At 75.9% G+C, this 19,887-nt stretch carries 16 protein-coding genes; 6 read left to right on the top strand and 10 right to left on the bottom strand.

From position 1 onward, the window contains the following. A complete protein-coding gene (locus KDL28_RS07430; RefSeq protein WP_252436570.1) occupies positions 1 to 1,449 on the bottom strand; it encodes an alpha/beta fold hydrolase in 1,449 nt (482 codons plus the stop codon). 179 nt (positions 1,450 to 1,628) lie between these two features. Between KDL28_RS07430 and KDL28_RS07435 the strand changes: the two genes are divergently transcribed. Together KDL28_RS07435 and KDL28_RS07440 are read left to right on the top strand one after the other, a co-directional pair. After that, entirely contained in the window at positions 1,629 to 2,801 is a 1,173-nt protein-coding gene (locus tag KDL28_RS07435) for a sensor histidine kinase (protein ID WP_252436572.1), read from the top strand. Next, complete coding sequence (locus tag KDL28_RS07440) at positions 2,798 to 3,472, top strand: response regulator (protein WP_252436574.1); 675 nt, start codon at positions 2,798 to 2,800, stop codon at positions 3,470 to 3,472. Before KDL28_RS07435 ends, KDL28_RS07440 begins: the two co-directional genes overlap by 4 nt. 282 nt (positions 3,473 to 3,754) lie before the next feature. Here KDL28_RS07440 and KDL28_RS07445 read toward each other — a convergent pair whose 3' ends face one another. From KDL28_RS07445 to KDL28_RS07460, 4 genes are all read right to left on the bottom strand, one after another. Next, positions 3,755 to 7,102, bottom strand: coding sequence for an error-prone DNA polymerase (locus tag KDL28_RS07445; protein WP_252436576.1), 3,348 nt, complete (start codon positions 7,100 to 7,102; stop codon positions 3,755 to 3,757). 37 nt (positions 7,103 to 7,139) lie between these two features. After that, positions 7,140 to 7,481 carry a thioredoxin family protein gene (locus KDL28_RS07450; RefSeq protein ID WP_305882186.1) on the bottom strand — a complete coding sequence of 114 codons (342 nt, stop codon included), beginning with the start codon at positions 7,479 to 7,481 and terminating at the stop codon, positions 7,140 to 7,142. Between the two features lie 10 nt (positions 7,482 to 7,491). Further along, positions 7,492 to 7,860, bottom strand: coding sequence for a MerR family transcriptional regulator (locus KDL28_RS07455; protein ID WP_252436578.1), 369 nt, complete (start codon positions 7,858 to 7,860; stop codon positions 7,492 to 7,494). A 73-nt stretch (positions 7,861 to 7,933) separates the two neighbouring features. Then, entirely contained in the window at positions 7,934 to 8,965 is a 1,032-nt protein-coding gene (locus tag KDL28_RS07460) for a LacI family DNA-binding transcriptional regulator (protein WP_252436579.1), read from the bottom strand. Positions 8,966 to 9,149: 184 nt separating this feature from the next. Here KDL28_RS07460 and KDL28_RS07465 point away from each other — a divergent pair, with 184 nt between their 5' ends. The 4 genes from KDL28_RS07465 (at position 9,150) to KDL28_RS07480 (ending at position 12,815) form a co-directional block, all read left to right on the top strand. Continuing rightward, entirely contained in the window at positions 9,150 to 10,208 is a 1,059-nt protein-coding gene (locus KDL28_RS07465; protein WP_252436580.1) for a sugar ABC transporter substrate-binding protein, read from the top strand. Between the two features lie 2 nt (positions 10,209 to 10,210). Then, positions 10,211 to 11,227 (top strand): ABC transporter permease, encoded by a 1,017-nt coding sequence (locus KDL28_RS07470; RefSeq protein WP_252436582.1) that lies wholly within the window; start codon positions 10,211 to 10,213, stop codon positions 11,225 to 11,227. A 52-nt stretch (positions 11,228 to 11,279) separates the two neighbouring features. Continuing rightward, a complete protein-coding gene (locus KDL28_RS07475) occupies positions 11,280 to 12,098 on the top strand; it encodes an ATP-binding cassette domain-containing protein (protein WP_252436584.1) in 819 nt (272 codons plus the stop codon). 438 nt (positions 12,099 to 12,536) lie between these two features. After that, positions 12,537 to 12,815 (top strand): STAS domain-containing protein, encoded by a 279-nt coding sequence (locus KDL28_RS07480; protein WP_252436585.1) that lies wholly within the window; start codon positions 12,537 to 12,539, stop codon positions 12,813 to 12,815. 118 nt (positions 12,816 to 12,933) lie between these two features. Here KDL28_RS07480 and KDL28_RS07485 read toward each other — a convergent pair whose 3' ends face one another. From KDL28_RS07485 to purN, 5 genes are all read right to left on the bottom strand, one after another. Beyond that, a complete protein-coding gene (locus KDL28_RS07485; protein ID WP_252436587.1) occupies positions 12,934 to 14,847 on the bottom strand; it encodes a DNA polymerase Y family protein in 1,914 nt (637 codons plus the stop codon). Positions 14,848 to 15,261: 414 nt separating this feature from the next. Then, on the bottom strand, positions 15,262 to 16,107 hold the full coding sequence (gene imuA' / locus KDL28_RS07490; RefSeq protein ID WP_252436589.1) for a DnaE2-dependent mutagenesis accessory factor ImuA': 846 nt from the start codon (positions 16,105 to 16,107) through the stop codon (positions 15,262 to 15,264). An 83-nt stretch (positions 16,108 to 16,190) separates the two neighbouring features. Continuing rightward, positions 16,191 to 16,958, bottom strand: coding sequence for a ribosomal RNA small subunit methyltransferase A (locus KDL28_RS07495; RefSeq protein ID WP_252436591.1), 768 nt, complete (start codon positions 16,956 to 16,958; stop codon positions 16,191 to 16,193). A gap of 334 nt (positions 16,959 to 17,292) precedes the next feature. Beyond that, a complete protein-coding gene (purH, locus tag KDL28_RS07500) occupies positions 17,293 to 18,873 on the bottom strand; it encodes a bifunctional phosphoribosylaminoimidazolecarboxamide formyltransferase/IMP cyclohydrolase (protein WP_252436593.1) in 1,581 nt (526 codons plus the stop codon). Beyond that, positions 18,870 to 19,592, bottom strand: a complete 723-nt coding sequence (purN, locus tag KDL28_RS07505) for a phosphoribosylglycinamide formyltransferase (RefSeq protein WP_252436595.1) — start codon at positions 19,590 to 19,592, stop codon at positions 18,870 to 18,872. Before purN ends, purH begins: the two co-directional genes overlap by 4 nt. Between the last annotated feature and the right edge of the window lie 295 nt (positions 19,593 to 19,887).

A 19,887-nucleotide genomic window follows, 5' to 3' on the forward strand; every position in this document is an offset into this window, starting at 1 on the left:
TCAGCAGGTGGTGCCGGGTTCGGGCAGCTCCAGGTCGGTCAGGTAGCGGTCGGCGACCTCGATGGCGCAGGCGTTGCCCGTCCGGTAGAGCACGTGGCCGGGGCCGTCGTGGCGGACGGCGACGCTGCCCGGGACCTGCCGGACGGCCCGCTCGGTGCCCGGGAAGTCGGTCCAGGTGCCCAGCCCGAGCAGCGGGGGCAGCCCGTCGGGCAGCGGGGCCGGCGGGTTGGCCAGCGGCGCGGGCCATCCCGCGCAGGTCAGGACGTGCGCGACGATCGGCATGGACACGCCCAGCGCCGGCCCCACCGCGCGTACCCGTTCGACCGTCCCGACCATGTCGCGGTGGTCGTCGTAGCCGGGGATCTCCTGGCACTCGGTCAGCCCCACCGTGCTCACGACCGGGTACGGGTTGCCCCGCTCCGGCACGAACCCCGACCCGTCGCCGCCCTCGGCGGTGACGACGGCCGCGGCCATCGCCGGCCACTCCGGCGGGCCGGCCAGGAACGTGAAGCGCAGCAGGCCCTGCAGGTCGCGGCCGGTGTAGCGGATGTCGGTGCCGGGCACCGGCAGCGGCTCGCGGTCGGCCGCCGCGACGACGGCGAGCCAGCGCGCACGCACGTCGGTGCCGTGCAGCGCGCAGGCGGGCTCGGCGGCGCACCAGGCGACGAACCGGTCGAAGACCTCCTCGCCGTCGCGGGCCTGCTCGTCCACCTCGGCGTCCCAGTCGGCGGTGGAGTGGTTGGCCGTCCCGTCGAGGACCATCGCCCGCACGCGGTCGGGGAAGAGCCGCGCGTAGGCCTGGGCGAACATGCCGCCGTAGGACGCGCCGTAGAACGTCAGGCGCTCCTGGCCGAGCGCGCGCCGGATCGCCTCCATGTCGTGGGCGTGCGACGCCGAGTCCATGTGGTCGAACAGCACCGGGTCGGTGTCGCGGCAGGCCTGCGCGACCGCCCGGTTCGCCTCCGTGATCGCGTCGAACGCCGCCTGGTCGGCCGGGAACGGCGGCGTGGGCCGGGCCAGGGACCGGAAGTCGCAGTCCAGCCCGGTGCTGCGACCGCCGAACAGCCCGCCGTAGCCGCGGGTGTCCCAGGTGACGACGTCCATCCGGGCGCGCAGCGCGGCGAAGGACTCGGCGGCCTGGTCGCGCAGCATCGGGATGCCGGGGGCTCCCGGACCGCCGAAGTTGACCAGCACCGACCCCTCGGCGGTGCCGGTGGCCGGCAGCCGGCCCAGTGCGAGGGTGATGGTGCGGCCGTCGGGATCGGCCGGGTCGACGGGCACGTCGAGGGTGGCGCACTCCATGCCGACCGCGCCCGGGCCGTCGGGGCACGGGCCCCAGGTCAGCGCGGGGGCGTCGGCGCTCGCCACGGTCGTGCTCACGGTGATCGTCGCGATGACGGCCAGCACGGCCGCCAGCACGACGACGACCGCTCTTCGGGGCAGGTGCATGGCTCTCCAGGGTCGGGGCCGGGTCCCGACCAGGCTCCCGATCCGCGGCCCGCGGCACATCGGACCGGAGCCAGAAATCAACCCTCCACCCCTGGTCGCACGGTCGCTCAGGGCTCCGACCGGGGTATGACAGACCCCGGTCGGACGGCCGGCGCGGCGCGCGCGGATACGCTCGGTCGGTGGCCGCTGCCGGCGCTCCGCACGCGGTGCGCGACCCCGACACCCGGGCCGCGCCCGTCGCGCGGTGGGACGCCGACCGACTGCCCGTCGTGCTCGACGCCGCGGTCGCCGTCGGGCTGCTGGTGGCGCTGTCGGCGGCCGCGCCGCCGGGCACCGGCCCGGCGTGGCTCGCTCCCGCGCTGCCGGTGGCGCTCACGCTGCCGCTGGCCGTGCGGCGGCGGTGGCCGCGCGCGGTGTTCGCCGTGGTGGCGCTGGCCGCGGTGGGGTCGGTCGCCGTCGGGATGGGGCGCCTCCCCTTCCTGGCCGCGGCCTACGCCGCCTACGCGGTCGCCGTCTCCCGCCCGGCCCGGCGCTGGACGCGGGGCCACGGCTACCTGGCGGTGCTGGGCGCCGTCCCCCTGCTGGCGGGGACACAGGCGCCCACCTCGTCCTGGATCGACGCGGTGCTGATCGGGCCGGTCGTGGTCGGGGCGGCGTGGGTGGTCGGCCGGGTGGTCCGCGAGCGCGGGCTACTGGCCGCGCAGGCCGCCCAGCGCCTCGCCGAGCGGGCGGTGACCGCCGAGCGCCTGCACATCGCCCGCGAGCTGCACGACGTGGTCGCGCACAGCATCAGCGTCATCGCGGTGAAGGCGGGCGTGGCCAACCACGTGCTGGCCGCCCGCCCGCAGGAGGCCGCCGACGCGCTGCGGGTGATCGAGGGCGCCAGCCGCGAGGTCCTCACCGAGCTGCGCCACCTGCTGGGGGTGCTCCGCCGCGAGGACGACGCCCCCGCCGAGCTGGGCCCCACCCCCGGGCTCGCCGCCCTGCCCGCGCTGGCCACCCAGGCCGAGCGGGCCGGTGTCCGGGTCGAGCTCGACCTGCCCCGCGCCACGGCCCTCCCCGATGGCGTCGACCTGTCGGCCTACCGGATCGTCCAGGAGGCGCTCACCAACGTGATCAAGCACGCCGGGCCCGTCCGCTGCCGGATCGAGGTCCGGGTCGAGGCCGACCGCGTGCGGATCGCGGTCACCGACACCGGGCCCGCGACCGCCGCGCCACCCGTGCCCGGCCACGGCCTGATCGGGATGCGGGAGCGCGTCGCCGTCTACGGCGGCGCCTTCCACGCCGGCCCCGAGCCCGGCGGCGGCTTCGCCGTGCGCGCCGAGCTCCCGCTGGCCGGGAGCCGCCGATGACCGACCCGACCACCGTCCTCGTCGCCGACGACCAGGCCCTGCTGCGCGGCAGCCTGCGCGTGCTCGTCGACACCGAACCGGGCTTCCGCGTCGTCGGCGAGGCCGCCACCGGCACCGAGGCCGTCGACCTCGCCACCCGGCACCGTCCCGACGTCGTGCTGATGGACATCCGCATGCCCGACCTGGACGGCATCGAGGCCACCCGCCGCATCTGCGCCGACCCCGCGACCGCGGGCGTCCGGGTGCTGGTGCTGACCACCTTCGACCTCGACGCCTACGTCCACGCCGCCCTGCGCGCCGGGGCGAGCGGCTTCCTGCTCAAGGACACCCCACCGGCCCGGCTGCTGGCCGGCATCGCCGTCGTCGCGGCGGGCGACGCGCTGCTGGCGCCGTCGGTGACCCGCAGGCTGGTCGCCGAGTTCAGCACCCGCCCCGCCCCCGGCCGCCCGCTCCCCCGCGCGCTCGACGGCGTGACGGCCCGGGAGCGCGAGGTCCTCGTCCTGATCGCCCGCGGGCTGTCCAACACCGAGATCGCCGAGCACCTGCGGGTGAGCCCGGCGACGGTGAAGACCCACATCGGCCACCTGCTGGACAAGCTCGGCGCGCGGGACCGGGCGCAGTTGGTGATCGTGGCGTACGAGTCGGGTTTGGTGGTGGCGGCGCCCCCATAGGTGCTCTCCCCCGCCCTCCCCTCGCCCTCCCCGCCCTCCCCTCGCCCTCCCCCGGGCTCGGGGGCTCCTCGCAGCGCTGGCGGCGTCCTCGCAGCCCGCCGGCGCGCTGCGAGGACACCGCCACCTCTGCGAGGACACCGGCTCGCGGCTGGCCACGAGGAGACCGGCGAGAACGCCGCTCGCCCGGCTCGCCCCGGGTCACGGGGCGCTCCCACGCCGAGCGGGCGGCGCACCGCCCCGGGCCCGCCCGGCGAGAGCGCCGCTCACCGGGCGGTGGGGTCTCTACCGGAAGTCGCGGGACTTCACCGGGACCGCCAGCGGGAGCTTCTGCAACCGGTCGGCGACCAGGTTGAGCACGCCCTCGGGGCTGCGCTCCAGCCGGCCGCGCACCAGCAGGGCCGTGCTGCCGACCGCGACCGTGCGGTAGCGGGCCCACAGGCCCTCCGAGCAGGTGACGTTGAGCATGCCGCTCTCGTCCTCCAGGTTGATGAAGGTGACCCCGGCGGCGGTGGCGGGGCGCTGGCGGTGCGTGACCAGGCCGCCGACCAGGACGCGGGGCGGGATCTGCTCCGGGTCGCCGGGGCGCAGGTCGCGGCCGACGGCGGCGAGGCGGTCGATGCGGACGGCGCCCAGGGCGTCGAGGCGGTCGCGCAGGTGCTGCACGGGGTGGCTGTCGGGGGAGACGCCGGTGGCCCAGACGTCGGCGACGGTGGTCTCGGCGGGGGTGAGGCCGGGCAGGGGCGGCGCCTCGAGGCCGACGGCGGTGCCGGGGAGCTGGTCGGAGCGGACGGCGGCGACCACCCCCGCCGCCCACAGCGCGGAGCGGCGGTCGACGCCGAAGCAGCCGAAGGCACCCGCGGTGGCCAGGGCCTCGGCCTGGGCGACGGTGAGCCGGACGCGGCGGGCCAGGTCGGCCAGGTCGGCGTAGGGGCCGGCGCGGTCGCGCTCGGCGTCGATCCTCTCGGCGACGTCGAGGCCGATGCGGCGCACCTCGGCCAGCCCCAGCCGGACGGCCTGCCCGCGGTGGCTGCGCGGGTCGGGCTGCAGGACGGCGTCGGCGCGCCCCAGGTTGACGTCGGGGCCGCGGACCAGCACGCCGTGCCGGCGGGCGTCGGCGACCAGCGACTGCGGCGAGTAGAAGCCCATCGGCTGGGAGTTGAGCAGGGCCGCGCAGAACGCCGCCGGGTAGTGCAGCTTGAACCAGGCGCTGTAGTAGACCAGCGAGGCGAAGCTGATCGCGTGGCTCTCCGGGAAGCCGAAGTTCGCGAAGGCGAGCATCTTGGCGAAGATGCCCTCGGCGACCTCGCCGGAGATGCCGTTGGCGGCCATCCCGGAGAAGAACCGCTCGCGCAGCTTCTCCATCTTCTCGGTGGAGCGCTTGGACCCCATCGCCCGGCGCAGCTCGTCGGCGTCGCCCGCGGAGAAGCCGGCCACGTCGACCGCGATCTGCATCAGCTGCTCCTGGAACAGCGGCACGCCCAGGGTCTTCTCCAGCGCGTTCTTCAGCAGCGGGTGGTCGTAGGTCGGCTCCTCCAGGCCGTTGCGGCGGCGGATGTAGGGGTGCACGGAGCCGCCCTGGATGGGGCCGGGGCGGATCAGCGCGACCTCGACGACCAGGTCGTAGAACTCGCGCGGCTTGAGCCGGGGCAGGGTGGCCATCTGGGCGCGCGACTCCACCTGGAACACGCCGACCGAGTCGGCCCGCTGGAGCATCTCGTAGACGGCGTCGTCGACGGGTTGCAGCTGGTGCAGCTCGAACCGCTCCCCGTGGTGCTCGGCGACCAGGTCGATCATGAGGTGCAGTGCGGTGAGCATGCCCAGCCCGAGCAGGTCGAACTTGACCAGCCCGGCGGCGGCGCAGTCGTCCTTGTCCCACTGCACGACCGAGCGGCCGTCCATGCGGGCCCACTCGACCGGCACCACCTCCGAGACCGGGCGGTCGCAGATGACCATGCCGCCGGAGTGGACGCCCAGGTGGCGGGGGAAGCCGAGCAGGTCGTCGGCGAGGTCGACGACCTGCGCGGGGATGCTCTCCGGGAGGGGGCCGTCGGCCAGGCCGGACCAGCGCTCGATGTGCTTGCTCCAGGCGTCCTGCTGGCCGGGCGAGAACCCGAGCGCCTTGGCCGTGTCGCGCACGGCCGACCGCGGTCGATAGGTGATCACGTTGGCGACCTGGGCCGCGCAGCCGCGCCCGTAGGTGCGGTAGACGTACTGGATCACCTCCTCGCGGCGGCCGGACTCGATGTCCAGGTCGATGTCGGGGTAGCCCTCCCGGGCTGGCGAGAGGAACCGCTCGAACAGCAGGCCCATGTTGACCGCGTCGACGTTGGTGATGCCCAGCGCGTAGCAGACCGCGGAGTTGGCCGCAGAGCCCCGGCCCTGGCAGAGGATGTCGGCCTGGCGGCAGAACTCGACGATGTCGTGCACGATCAGGAAGTAGCCGGGGAAGTTCTTCTGCTCGATGATCGCCAGCTCGCGCTCGACGGTCTCCACCGCGGCCGGGTACTCGGCGTGGCTGCCGTAGCGGCGGGCCACGCCCCGCCGGGTCAGCTCGCGCAGCCAGCGGGCCTCGGTGTAGCCGGGGGGCACCGGGAACGGCGGCAGGTCGGGGGCGACCAGGTCGATCGAGAAGGCGCACGCGCGGCCGATCTCCGCGGCCATCGCCACGGCCCCCGGGTAGCGCTGGTCGAAGCGGGCGGACATCTCCGCGCCGGAGCGCAGGTGCGCCGTGCCCGCCGGGGGCAGCCAGCCGTCGGCGTCGTCGAGGCTGCGCCGGGCCCGCACCGCCGACAGCGCCGTGAACAGCGGGTACCGGTGCGGCGCGGCGTAGTGGGCGGCGCTGGAGGCGACGACGGGCAGGCCGGCGTCGCGGGCGAGCGCGGCGAGCGCGTCGTTGCGCTCGGTGTCGGTGGGCAGGCCCTGGTGGGTGAGCTCGACGGCGACGTGGTCGGCCCCGAACCGCTCGACGAGCCCGCGCAGGGCGGTGGCGGCGGCGTCGCGGCCGCCGGCGCGCAGGGCCCGGCGGACCGCGCCCTTGCGGCAGCCGGTGAGCACCAGCACCCGGCCCGCCGTGTCGGCGACGACCTCGTCCAGGTCGTAGACCGGGCGGCCCTTCTCCCGACCGGCCAGCTGCGCGGTGCTGATCGTGCGGCAGAGCCCGCGGTAGCCCTCGGGGTCGCGGGCGAGCAGCAGCAGGTGGCTGCCCTCGGGGTCGGCGACGCCGTTCTGCGGGGCGCTCAGCCCCAGGGAGAGCTCGGAGCCGAAAGCGGTGGGCACATCCAGCGCGGCCGCGGCCTCGGCGAACCGGACGACCCCGTACATGCCGTCGTGGTCGGTGAGGGCGAGCGCGTCGAGCCCCAGCCCGGCGGCCGCCTCGACCAGCTCCTCGGGGTGGCTGGCCCCGTCGAGGAAGCTGAAGTTGGAGTGGCAGTGCAGCTCGGCGAAGGGGACCCGGGTGGCCGGGTCGGCCCGGCGGGCGGGCGGCGGGGCGTAGGGCGCGCGCTTGCGCGACCAGGCGGGGCCGTCGCCGCCGTCGGGTTCGCCGTCGAGCGGGCCCGTGCCGTGTGGGACGCGACCGGAGAGCGCCGCCTCCAACTCGCTCCACGGGACGTCCGGGTTGCTCCAGCCCACCCCGCCAGCCTACTCGAACATCAGTTCGAACGTGCGGTCAGGCGGGCGGCAGGTACCCCTCGAAGGCCGCCAGCAGCGCCGCCTTGGGCCGCGCCCCCGTCAGCCGGGCGACGGCCGCGCCGTCGCGGTAGAGGCTCAGCGTCGGCATCCCGAGCACGCCGGCCGCGGCGGCGGTGCGCGGGTTCTCGTCCACGTCGAGCTGGGCGACCACGGCCCGCCCGGCCAGCTCGACGGCCAGCTCGCACAGCACCGGCTCGATCATCCTGCAGGGCGGGCACCAGGACGCGGTGAACTCCAGCAGCACCGGCAGCTCGGAGCGCAGCACCAGCTCGTCGAACGTGGCGTCGGTGACGGACAGCAGGGACTCGGTGGTGGTCATCGCGGACTCCTCAGCAGGTCAGGTCGCAGCGCGGGACGGGGGTGTCGAGCTGGTCGGCCAGCTCGGCCCGGACCGTGCGCAGCCGGGCGATCAGGTCGTCGACCTCGGCGAGCTTGCGCCGCTGCACGGCGCGGGCGTCCGCGCAGCTGGTGCCCGTGGGGTGCCCGGCGCGCAGGCAGTCGAGGAAGGGGCGGGTCTCCTCCAGCGCGAAGCCGAGCTCGACGAGGTCGCGGATCTCGGCGAGCAGCCGCAGGTCGGCCTCGTCGTACTCGCGGTAGCCGTTGGCCCGCCGCCGGGCGGGCAGCAGGCCCAGCTCCTCGTAGTGGCGCAGGGTCCGGGTGCTCACCCCCGCCCGCTCGCTCAGCTCGCCGATCCGCACGCCACCGACGCTAGACCTTCACGTCCACGGCAACGCCAGCTCACGAGGTCGGGAGCGAGTTCCACGGCGGAACTCACTCCCGAGGGGGGATCTCGCCGGAGCCGCGGCGGACCAGCGTGGTGGGGACCAGCCGGGTCTGCGGGGGACCGCGGTCGCCGGCGATCCGGGCGAACAGCAGCCCGGCCGCGATCCGCCCGATCGCCGCCGGGTCCTGCGCCACCACCGTCACCCCCGGGGAGAGCAGGTCGGCGAGCAGGAAGTCGTCGAACCCGACCAGGGCGACGACGTGCTCGAGCCCCAGCCTGCGCAGCGCCCGCACCGCCCCGATGGTCACCAGGTTCTGCGCGGTGAACAGGGCCGTCGGCGGGGCGGGCCCGGTCAGCAGGGCCGTCACCGCGCCGTCGGCGTCGCCAGGGGCGCGCAGGTCGTGCACCACCAGCCGGGGGTCGACCGGCTCGCCCAGCCCGTCGCGGTAGCCCTGGAACCGCCGCCGGGCGGTGTCGATGGAGGGCCGGTCGCCCAGGAAGGCGATCCGCCGGTGCCCGGCCGCGACCAGGTGCCGCACGGCGTCGCGGGCGCCCAGGGTGTTCGTGGTGAGCACCGAGTCGACCTCCAGCCCGCGGGCCGGCCGGTCGACGCAGACGACAGCGGTGCCCGCGCGCAGCTCGGCGGCCAGGTAGGACTGGTCGGCGCCGGCCGGGGCGAGCAGCAGCCCGTCGACGTGGCGGGCGCCGAACTCGCGGACGAACTCGCGCTCGCGGCCGGGGTCCTCGTCGAGGCTGGCGGAGAACACGACGACCCCGCGGGGCACGGCCTCGTCCTCCACCGCGCGGGCCAGCGCGGCCGAGAACGGGTTGGCCACGTCCTCCAGCAGCAGCGCGATCGACGCCGTGCGGCGGTCGGTGCGACGCAGGACCCTGGCCCCCGGGTGCGGGCGGAAGTCCAGCTCGTCGACGGCCGAGCGGACCCGCTCGGCGAGTGCGGCCGACACCCCGGGCTCCCCGTTGACCACCCGGGACACCGTCTTGAAGCTGACCCCGGCGCGCGCGGCGACGTCGCGCATGGTCGGCCGGCGCGGCGCGCTCGGCGGTGGTTCGCGTTCCATGGCTTCCCCCTGCTCCGGCGACGTCGGACGCCCGACAGCGTTGTCAAGATCGTCTTTCCTGTCACCAAGTCGTTATGAACGGTGCCCTACTCCTCCCTTGTGAAGCGGATGTGAAGAGGTCACAGTTTCGTGACAACGTTGTCTCGCACGGCCCCTTGTCGACGAAGACGAAAGGTCGCAGCTCATGAACCAGGCACGGACGGCCCGCCGGACGGTGGGCGCGCTCGCCACCGGCCTCGCGGCCGCACTCGCGCTCACCGCCTGCGGCGGGGACGCCGGCACCGGCGGCGGTGACAGGCCGGTCGTCGGCCTGATCACCAAGACCGACACCAACCCGTTCTTCGTCAAGATGAAGGAGGGCGCCCAGCAGGCCGCCGACGCCCAGGGCGTCGAGCTGCAGAGCTTCGCCGGCAAGCAGGACGGCGACAACGAGGCCCAGGTGCAGGCCATCGAGACGCTGATCTCGGCGGGCGCGGCCGGGTTCCTGATCACCCCGAGCGACTCGAAGGCGATCGTCCCCGCCCTGGACAAGGCCCGCCAGGCCGGGCTGCTGGTCATCGCGCTGGACACCCAGACCGATCCGCCCGACGCCGCGGACGCCACCTTCGCCACCGACAACTTCCAGGCCGGGCTGCTCATCGGGCAGTGGGCCAAGGCCAAGTTCGACGCCGCCGGCACCGAGGCCCGCATCGCGCTGCTCGACCTCAACGCCAACCAGGTCTCCGTCGACGTGCAGCGCGACCAGGGCTTCCTGCAGGGCTTCGGCATCGACGTCGGAGACCCCGCGGTCATCGGCGACGAGTCCGACCCGCGGATCGTCGGCCACGACGTCACCGACGGCGCCGAGGAGGGCGGGCGCACGGCGATGGAGAACCTGCTGCAGACCGACCCGACGATCAACCTCGTCTACACGATCAACGAGCCGGCGGCGGCCGGCGCCTACGAGGCGCTCAAGGCCGCCGGCCGCGAGGGCGACGTCACGATCGTCTCGGTCGACGGCGGCTGCCCGGGCGTGGAGGCGGTCAAGGCCGGCCAGATCGGCGCCACCTCCCAGCAGTACCCGCTGGACATGGCCTCGAAGGGGGTCGAGGCGCTGGCCGCGTTCGCCAAGGACGGCAGCAAGCCGGAGGCCACCTCGGGCAAGGGCTTCACCGACACCGGGGTCAACCTGATCACCGACCAGCCGCAGGCCGGCGTGACGTCGGAGGACACCACCTTCGGCGCCGAGAAGTGCTGGGGCTGAGGGTGACCACCGCGACCAAGAGCTCCTTCGCCGAGCAGCGGACGGTCTCACCGCTGGAACGGGTCCAGCACGTCCTGCACGCCAACCCGATCCTCGGGCCGCTGGCCGTGCTGGTGCTGGCGGTGCTGGCGTTCTCGCTCGTCAGCGGCCGGTTCCTGTCCGCGGCGAACCTCGGCCTGGTGCTCGCCCAGGTCACCGTGATCGCGACGCTCGCGCTCGGCCAGACCCTGATCATCCTCACCGCCGGGATCGACCTGTCGGTCGGCGCGATCGCGGTGTTCTCCTCGATCCTGATGGCCAACATGGCCACCGGTCTCGGCGTGCCCGGGGCGCTCGCCCTGCTGATCGGGTTCGTGCTCGGCATCGCGATGGGCGCGCTGAACGGCCTGCTGGTCACCCGGCTCAAGCTGCCGCCGTTCATCGTCACGCTCGGCACGCTGAGCATCTTCTTCTCGCTGAACTCGGTGATCTCGCGCAGCGAGACCGTCCGCGGCGCGGACATGCCCGCGATCATGACCTGGACCGGCGACACCTTCGGCGTCGGCGGCTTCCGGATCACCTACGGGTCGATCATCATGCTGCTGCTGTTCGCGGTGTTCTTCTACGCGCTGGGCAACACGGCCTGGGGCAAGCACGTCTACGCCACCGGCGACGACATCGAGGCCGCCCGGCTGGCCGGCATCCGCACCGACCGCGTGCTGCTGTCGGTCTACACCGTGGCCGGGCTGATCTACGCGATCGGCGCCTGGATCCTGATGGGCAGGCTCGCCTCGGCCAGCCCGAACGTCGGCGTCGAGTACAACCTCGACTCCATCACCGCGGTGGTGCTGGGCGGGACCAGCCTGTTCGGCGGGCGCGGCCTGGTGCTCGGCACCCTGGTCGGCGCACTGATCGTCGGCGTGTTCCGCAACGGGCTGCAGCTGGGCGGGGTCGACGTCGTCTGGCAGGGCTTCGCGATCGGCCTGCTCGTCCTGGTGGCGGTGGCCATCGACCAGTGGATCAGGAAGGTACGGGCATGAGCGCGACAGCGTTCCCCGAAGGGGCCGCGCCGAAGGCGCCGGGAGACACAGCATGAGCGCGCAGTCGTCCGTGGAGTCCGACCCGCAGCCGACCGCCGTCCGCGAGCCGGTCCTGCAGGCCAAGGGCCTGGTCAAGCGGTACGGGCCGGTCACCGCGATCGCCAGCGGCGACCTCGAGCTCTACCCCGGCGAGATCCTGGCGGTGATCGGCGACAACGGGGCGGGCAAGACCAGCCTGATCAAGGCGCTGTGCGGGGCGATCGTCCCGGACAGCGGGGAGATCCTGCTGGACGGCAGGCGGGTGCAGTTCCGCAGCCCGATGGACGCCCGGCTGGCCGGCATCGAGACCGTCTACCAGTCGCTGGCCGTCGCGCCCGGTCTCGACATCGCCGACAACCTGTTCCTCGGCCGCGAGGAGCGCAAGCCCGGGCTCCTCGGCTCGGTGTTCCGAATGCTCGACAAGAAGCACATGCGGTCCGAGGCCGAGCGGCACATGAGCGAGCTGGGCATCGCCACCCTGCAGAACATCGGGCAGGCCGTGGAGAGCTTGTCCGGCGGGCAGCGCCAGGGCGTCGCGGTGGCGAGGGCGGCCGCGTTCGGCAGCAAGGTGGTGATCCTCGACGAGCCGACGGCCGCGCTCGGGGTCAAGGAGGGCAACCGGGTGCTGCAGCTCATCCGCGACGTCCGTGACCGCGGCCTGCCGGTCATCCTGATCAGCCACAACATGCCGCACGTGTTCGAGATCGCCGATCGGATCCACATCCAGCGGCTGGGCAGGCGGGCCACGGTGATCACCCCGCGGTCGCACTCGATGTCCGAGGCGGTGGCGATCATGACCGGAGCCGCGGAGCCCCCGCCCCCGGTGGCCTGACCCGGGGGCGGGAGCCGGGTGCGGTCCGCGACGATGGCAGACCGCACCCGGCACTCGTCGTGCATCGAACTGTACGGGGACGGCGGTATCGGTCGGTAATGTCCGGCGGGTGCAGCTCGCTCCCGGCCAGAACGCCCCCCTCGTCGGCGGGTCGCTGACGGTCTCGGTCACCGGCCCGGTCGACCTGACCGCGCTCGTCCTCGGCGCCGACGGCAAGGCTCCGGCGACGCCGACATGGTCCCGGCCGGGCTGCACGTGTCGCAGGTGGAGACCTACGGCAAGTCGTTCTCCGAGCGGCGCCCCCTGCTCGGCCCGACGGTACGTTCGAGATGAGCAAGGGCAAGGTCGAGTTCGAGCGCTGATCCGACCACCGGCCCCGGGGTCGGGTCCGGGACGACCCGGAGGTCGGGCGGGCGCGGGCGTGGCAACGTCGTCGGCATGACCGTCACGCACTCGGACAACCGCGGCGCCGTGCGGGTGACAGGGGACCTGCCGGCCGCCGACCTCGACGCCCTCCGCCGCACGATCGCCGAACACCTCGCGCTGCCCCGCAGCGCGGGCACCGAGGCCGTCGTGCTGGACATGCGGGAGGCGGGCGTGTGCGACCCGGGGCTGCGCGACGAGCTGCTGCGGGTCCTGCTGATCTGCGCCGACCACGACGCCGGGCTGCGGATCGTGCCCGGCGACTCCGTCCGGCGCGTGCTCGGCGACCCGTGATCGCCTTCCGCTGGTGGAGGCGGGACCGGGATCCCGCTCCACGGTGATCGACTGCGGTCGAGTGGCACACCAGCGGGCCTGAACCGGCGGGAGATCCCGCTCATGTGCCACTCGAACGCTAGTCGTAGACGGCGGTGAGCCACCACCGGTCGTCGCGCACGGCCAGCAGGTAGGCGGCGCCGCCGTCGCAGAGCACCTGCACGCGGCCGGTGGGGCCGGCCCCGCCCGCCCACCAGCGCTGCTGCACGGGCCACGGGCCCGCCCACCCCAGCACCGCCCACTCGCCGTGCGGTGCGCCGAGCACCAGGCGGGCGGGCGACGCGGACAGCCGGTCGGGCTCGGCCAGCCGGACCGGGCGGCCGTCGCCGTCGAGGACGCCGATCGGCGCCGGCTCCGGCAGCACGGTGGCCGGGGCGGGGGCGGGCAGGCGCCCTGGCCAGGGCGGCGGGGGCTCGCGCAGGGGCGCGCGGGGGGTGGACCGGCGGGCAGGCGGGCGGCGCCTGCGGTTGGTGGGCCGGGCCGGGGGCGCGGCGCCGCCCTCGAGCGGGGCGGTGGCCGGGACGCGACCGGTCTCCCGGACCACGTCGGCCGGCCAACCGGCGGGGGCGCGGTCGGCGGCGACCCGGGGCGCGAACACGTCCGGGACTGTCCCGGCCGGGGGAGCCGCGGGCAGCGGGTCCGGCGCGCCCTCCGGGACGGCCCACAGCTCGGGCGGCTCGTCGAGCACCGCCGGGCCGGTCTCCGGTGCGGGCGGCGCCACGTCGACCCCGGTGACCCCGGCGGCCGCGGCGCCCGCGCCGTCGCGGGTGTCGCCCCAGGGCACCAGCCGGACCCGCTCGCCGGGGTCGCGCCCGCCCACCAGGACCGCGGTGACCACCGACTCGGGCCCCAGCAGCGCCTGCACCCGCACCAGCGCCCGGCTCGCGCGCTCGTCGGCCTCACCGACCTCACCCCACAGCCCGAGCTGCAGCGCCCCCGCGGTGACCGTCTCCTCCGGGACCAGCCACATCCGGTCGACCGCGCCCGAGCCGCCGCGGGTGAGCCAGGAGTCGAGCTGCCAGCGCACCCGGTCGACCGTGCCGGCGGGGGTGAGCGGCTCGGCGCAGCGCCACACCCGCAGCAGCTGCTCCCCGCCCACCGTGCGGGCGGCGACCCCGAGCCGGGTGCAGGACAGGCCGTGCCCGGCCAGCGTGCGGTGCAGCCGCTCGGCGAGCCCGCGGGCGGCGAACGCGGCCGCGTCGACCCGGTCGACCGGCGGGTCGAGCTCCAGCTCGACGGTCAGCTCCTCGGGCGGGTGGCGGCGGACGGGGGGCCGCGGGTCGAGCCCCCGGGCGAGCCGGTGGGCGAGCACGGCGTCGGCGCCGAACCGGGACGCGACATCGCTCGCCGCCAGCGCGCCGAACGCCCCCAGGCTGCGCAGGCCCAGCCGGTGCAGCAGGCCCACCAGCTCGGAGCGGTCGACGTCGGGCTCGCGGTCGAGCTCGCCGACCTCCAGCGGGGCCAGGAAGGCCGGAGTGTCGCCGGGCGCCACGACCACCCCGCGGCGCGCCGCCAGCACCGCCGCGAACAGCCCGTCGGCCAGCCCGACCTGGCACTCCACCCCGGTGCGCGCGGCGACCTGGTCGACCAGCCGCTCGGCCGCCGCCAGCTCGCCGCCGAAGTAGCCGGCCGGCCCCCTGGCCGGCAGCGCCACCAACCCCGGCCGCACCACCTCCACCCCCGGCGCCAGCTCCTCGATCGCCACCACCACCGGCTCGAAGGCCCGGGCGTCGCGGTCCGGGTCGGGGGCGAGGACGGCCAGGTCGGGGCAGCGGGCCTGGGCCTCGCGGCGGCGCAGGCCCCGCCGCACGCCCTGCGCCCTGGCCACCGCCGAGCAGGCCAGCACCCGGTTCGCCACGAACACCGCGGCCGGCTGGTGCGCCGGGACGTGCGCCGCCCGGGCCGCCGCCGTGACCGGCCAGTCGGGCGACCACAGCGCCAGCACCCGCGTCGGCTCGTCGCGGGGCGGGGCGTCGTCCAGCGGCTCACCCACTACCGCGCCCGTTCCCCGCCGCCGGCCGAGCGAACGGCGCGCCCGCCCCACCACACCGGCCCACCGGCCCACTCGCTCCCCGCACGGCGCCCGTCCGGCCACCGACCGGGACGGGCGAACGGCGCATCCGCCCGACCACACCGGCCCACCGGCCCACTCGCCCGATGACCACGGCCCGCGGGCACGTCCGGTGCCGCAGCGACAGCCCGCTCCGACGCGCCCCCGCCACCGGGTCGGGCGAACGGCACGCGCGCCCGACCACGCCAGCCCACCGGTCCGTTCGCTCCCCGCTCGGCGCCCGCCGTCCGGCCACCGACCGGGTCGGGCGAACGGCGCGTCCGCCCGACCACGCCGGCCCGACGGCCCACTCACCCGGGCCCGAGGCGACCGGACGGGGCCGGCGCCGCGGCCCGCTCACCCGGCCTCCCGCGCCGGGAACGGCACCGGGCGTCGCGACCCGCCCGGTGCCGCGCCCGCCTCGACCGCCGGCTCCCCTGACCCGACGGCCTCGTCCAGCCCGGCCGCGACCGCTTCGCCCGGCACGACCGCGTCCGGGACCCCGAGCGCCCCACCGGGCGCAGGCAGCAGCATCCGGGCGCTGCGCCCGCGCGGCGCGATCCCCCGCCCACGGGCCCGCACCTCCAGCCGGCGCGCCAGCAACCGGCCGCCGCCGTCGCCGCCCAGGCCGAGCCACCGGGCGTCGGCGCAGGTCAGCTCGGCGTCGGCGCCGGGCCAGGGGCCCAGCGACAGCAGCACCGCGTCGCGCTGGCGGGCCCGGGCGGCCAGGCGCTGCCGGTCGGCGGCGCGCACCCCGGCCGCGGCGGCCCCGGCCACCGCGACCACGTCGAGCCCGTCGAGCAGGGCGGAGGTGACGGCGACCAGGTCGGCCCCGGGGTGCGGCACCAGCGCCAGCCGCTCGACCCGGATCCCGGCCTCCGCCGCGGCCACCACCCCCAGCTGGGGGCGGCCGACCAGCCCCACCCAGGCCCCGCTCGCGGAGGCCTCGGCCAGCAGGGCCAGCAGCAGCGAGCTCGACCCCGGCCCGTCGGCCACCGCCACCGCCGTGCCGCGGCGCAGCCCACCGGCCGGCAGCAGCCCGGCCAGCGGCCCGACGACCGGGAGCACGGCGCCGTCGCCCCCGGTGACCCGCACCGGCCGGGCCGGAGCGGCCTCGAAGCCGCGCAGCAGGCCGCGGGCCCGCTCCAGGCGGCTCGCCCGGTCGTCCGCCGACCCCGCACCGACCACCGCAGCCTCGGCCACGACACACCCCTCCCCTGGCACGCCGTGGGGAAGTCGGCGAGTCGAACTGATGTTCGAACTCTAACCGGCGGTCGTCGACGCCCTCAACCCCTCCGTTCGGGGAGTCGGCGGGCACCGGAGACCGCCCGGTGCAGCGACGCCCACGCCTCGGCCCGCAGGTCGCGCGGGCGCACCGAGCGCGGCACCCGCTCCACCGCCGCCCACCGGTCGGCCCCGGGCACGCGGCGCAACGCGGGGAGCAGCCGGTCGCCGGCGAACGCCGTGCGCACCAGGTGCTGGTAGGCGGCCCGCTGGCCGGGATCGACCAGCGGCACGGCCCGGCGGCGCACCACCAGCAGCCCGCCGTCGACCGCGGGCCGCGGCCGGAACGCCGCCGCGGGCACCCGCCCGGCCAGGTCGAACTCGAACCACGGCCACCAGCTGGCGGTCAGCAGGGTCGTGCCGCCGACCGCGGCCCGCTTCCGGGCCACCTCCCACTGCAGCAGCAGCACCGCGGTCATCCAGGACCTCTGCGCGAGCAGCCTGCGCAGCACGGCGGTGGTGATGCCGAACGGCACGTTGGAGACGACGTGGTGGTCGCCGGCCAGCGGGAACCGCAGCATGTCCGCGTGCACCACGCGGACGCCGCGGCCGAGCCCGCGGCGCAGCGCCTCGACCCTGGCCGGGTCGAGCTCGACGGCGGTGACCGGCCAGGGCCGGGCGGCCAGCAGCCGGGTGAGGGCGCCGTCGCCCGCGCCGAGCTCGAGGACCGCCCCCGGCGGCACGAGCCCGGCGATGCGGGCGGCGACGCCGCGGTCGATCAGGTGGTTCTGACCCAGTTCGTGGCGATGGCCACGGAAGGAGGATGGCATGACTGACCCGCGCTTCGCGTCGATCGGACGGGAATCCGGTCGGACGGCGCGCGACTACCCCGGGGCGCACGACGAGGGTGCGGCAGCCGGGTGCGGAACGGGTCGGTCGGGGAGGACCGGCGGGCGATCAGCGGCGCGACGTCCGGTGAGCGCGGCGCAGCCTTATGGACGCAGCCATGACGATCACGCTATCCCCCGCGTCGACGGGTTTTCGCGGACGGCACGGCGATCGCCCGCCCGTCCGCCCCGCGCTCTGCCCCCACCCGTCCGCCCGCTCGCTCAGAAGTTCAGGAAGGTGGCCTTCCTGAACCGGGGCTGGGCCGAACACCGCGGGTCAGTGGGCGAAGTGGCGGGTTCCCGTGTGGTAGAGCGCGATCCCCGCCGCCGCGGCGGCCGCCGTGACCTCGGCGTCCCGCACGGACCCACCGGGCTGCACGACCGCGCGCACGCCCGCCTCGGTCAACACCTCCAGGCCGTCCGGGAACGGGAAGTAGGCGTCGGAGGCGGCCACCGAGCCGTGCGCCCGCTCCCCCGCCCGCGACACCGCGAGCCGGGCCGCGTCCACCCGGTTGACCTGGCCCATCCCCACCCCGACGGCGGCGCCGTCGGCGGCGAGCAGGATGGCGTTGGACTTCACCGAGCGGCACGCCCGCCAGGCGAACGCGAGGTCGGCCAGGACGTCGGCGGGCGCGGGGTCGCCGGTGGCGAGGGTCCAGGTGGACGGGTCGTCGCCGGGGGCGTCGACGGCGTCGCGGTGCTGCAGCAGCAGCCCGCCGCTGACCGGGCGCATCTCGGCTCCCCCGCGGGGCACGTCGCCGGCGAGCCGCAGGACCCGCACGTTCTTCTTGCGGGCCAGCACCTCCAGCGCGCCGTCGGCGTAGCCGGGGGCCAGCACGACCTCGGTGAAGATCTCCGCGACCTGCTCGGCCATGGCCACGCTGACCTCGGTGTTGGTCGCGATGACCCCACCGAAGGCGCTGACCGGGTCGGTGGCGTGGGCCTTGCGGTGGGCGTCGGCGACGTCGGCGCCGACGGCGATCCCGCACGGGTTGGCGTGCTTGATGATGGCGACGCAGACGCCGTCGTGGTCGTGCGCGGCGCGCCAGGCGGCGTCGGCGTCGACGTAGTTGTTGTAGGACATCTCCTTGCCGTGCAGCTGCTCGGCGGCGGCGACGCCGGGGGCGCCGGAGACGTAGAGCGCGGCCGGCTGGTGCGGGTTCTCGCCGTAGCGCAGCGAGGCCTGGCGGTCCCAGGTGGCACCGACCCAGCCGGGGAACGGGTCGCCGTCGGGGGCGAGCACGTTGCCCAGCCAGGAGGCGACGGCGACGTCGTAGGTGGCGGTGTGGCGGAACGCGGCCGCGGCCAGCGCCCGCCGCTCACCCTGCCCGAACCCGCCGCTCTTGACCTGCTGGACGACCCACTCGTAGCGGGCCGGGTCGACGACGACGGCCACGCTGTCGTGGTTCTTGGCCGCCGCGCGGACCATCGCCGGACCACCGATGTCGATCTGCTCGACGCACTCGTCGGGGCTCGCGCCGGAGGCCACCGTCCGGGTGAACGGGTACAGGTTCGACACGAGCAGCTCGAACGGCGCGATGCCGAGCTCGGTCAGCTGGGTGAGGTGCTCGGGGCGGCGGGTGTCGGCGAGCAGGCCGGCGTGCACGCCCGGGTGCAGGGTCTTGACCCGCCCGTCGAGGCACTCCGGGAAGCCGGTGATGCTCTCCACCGGCGTCACCGGCACGCCGGCGTCGGCGATGCGGGCGGCCGTCGAGCCGGTGGAGACGATCTCCACGCCGAGCGCGTGCAGCTCAGCGGCCAGCTCGACCACGCCCGCCTTGTCGTAGACGCTGATCAGGGCCCGGCGCACGGCGCGTCGCTCGCGCTGCGTCGACGACCCGCCCGCGAACTCGCTCATCGCACTCCCCCGCTGCGCTCGGTCGACGCCTCGCGCAGACGCCGGGTCGATGGTTCGATCGCAAGCTCGCTCACGGGGATGGTCACCTCTCGTCCGGTCACGGTGGCCCCGTGCCGGGCCAGTGCGGCGACGGTGCCGACCAGCAGCCGCCGCTCCTCGATCTTGATGCGTTCGTGCAGCCGCTCGACGGTGTCGCCCGCCTCGACGGCGACGGGGCTCTGGGCCAGCACGGGCCCGGTGTCCACGCCGTCGTCGACCAGGTGGACGGTGGCGCCGGTGATCTTCACGCCGTAGGCGATCGCGTCGGCGACCGGGCGGACACCCGGGAACGCCGGCAGCAGCGCCGGGTGCGTGTTGATCATCGGGGCGCCCACACCGGACAGGAAGCCCGCCCCGAGGATCTTCATGAAGCCCGCGGAGACGACCAGGTCGGGCCGGTGCTCGGCGACCGCCGCAGTGAGCGCCGCGTCCCAGCCGGCCCGGTCGGCGTGGTCGGCGACGCGGACGCAGAACGTGGGCACCCCGGCCCGCTCGGCCCGCGCCGTGCCCTCGATCCCGACCCGATCGGCCCCGACGGCGACCACCTCCGCCGGGTAGCCCGGCTCCGCGGCGGCGTCCAGCAACGCCTGCAGCAGCGTCCCCGAGCCCGAGACCAGCACCACCACCCTCGCGGGATCCGGGAGGTCGACCCGGTAGGGGCGGTCGGGCAGGGCGGGCAAGCGGGGACTCCTCGACGGCGGGGGCGGCGCGCTGACGCGCCCAGCCTAGGCGGTGCCGCTAGGTGGCCGGGCCCGCACCGCTGCAGCCCTGGACACACCCGATCGGCGCAACGGCGCCCCTCGACCTCGCCGCCGCCGCCGACCCCACCCCGTCGAGAACGAACTTGTCGTCATTTTGGACCGGTCCAAACGACAACAGGTTCGTTCTCGACAGGCAGCGGGGCGGGTGGGGACGGGTGGCCCTCACGTGAGGGGGCGCAGGTCAGGGGGCAAGTCGGAGCTGCGCGAGCGACGC

It is taken from the genome of Pseudonocardia humida (genome assembly GCF_023898865.1).
Taxonomy (GTDB): Bacteria; Actinomycetota; Actinomycetes; order Mycobacteriales; family Pseudonocardiaceae; genus Pseudonocardia; species Pseudonocardia humida.

What these genes read in the sequence shown, in the direction of transcription:
- KDL28_RS07430 (WP_252436570.1), bottom strand. Translation starts at nt 1,449, where the DNA reads ATGCACCTGCCCCGAAGAGCGGTCGTCGTCGTGCTGGCGGCCGTGCTG.
- KDL28_RS07440 (WP_252436574.1), top strand. Translation starts at nt 2,798, where the DNA reads ATGACCGACCCGACCACCGTCCTCGTCGCCGACGACCAGGCCCTGCTG.
- KDL28_RS07450 (WP_305882186.1), bottom strand. Translation starts at nt 7,481, where the DNA reads ATGACCACCACCGAGTCCCTGCTGTCCGTCACCGACGCCACGTTCGAC.
- KDL28_RS07460 (WP_252436579.1), bottom strand. Translation starts at nt 8,965, where the DNA reads ATGGAACGCGAACCACCGCCGAGCGCGCCGCGCCGGCCGACCATGCGC.
- KDL28_RS07465 (WP_252436580.1), top strand. Translation starts at nt 9,150, where the DNA reads ATGAACCAGGCACGGACGGCCCGCCGGACGGTGGGCGCGCTCGCCACC.
- KDL28_RS07475 (WP_252436584.1), top strand. Translation starts at nt 11,280, where the DNA reads ATGAGCGCGCAGTCGTCCGTGGAGTCCGACCCGCAGCCGACCGCCGTC.
- KDL28_RS07480 (WP_252436585.1), top strand. Translation starts at nt 12,537, where the DNA reads ATGACCGTCACGCACTCGGACAACCGCGGCGCCGTGCGGGTGACAGGG.
- KDL28_RS07495 (WP_252436591.1), bottom strand. Translation starts at nt 16,958, where the DNA reads ATGCCATCCTCCTTCCGTGGCCATCGCCACGAACTGGGTCAGAACCAC.
- purH (WP_252436593.1), bottom strand. Translation starts at nt 18,873, where the DNA reads ATGAGCGAGTTCGCGGGCGGGTCGTCGACGCAGCGCGAGCGACGCGCC.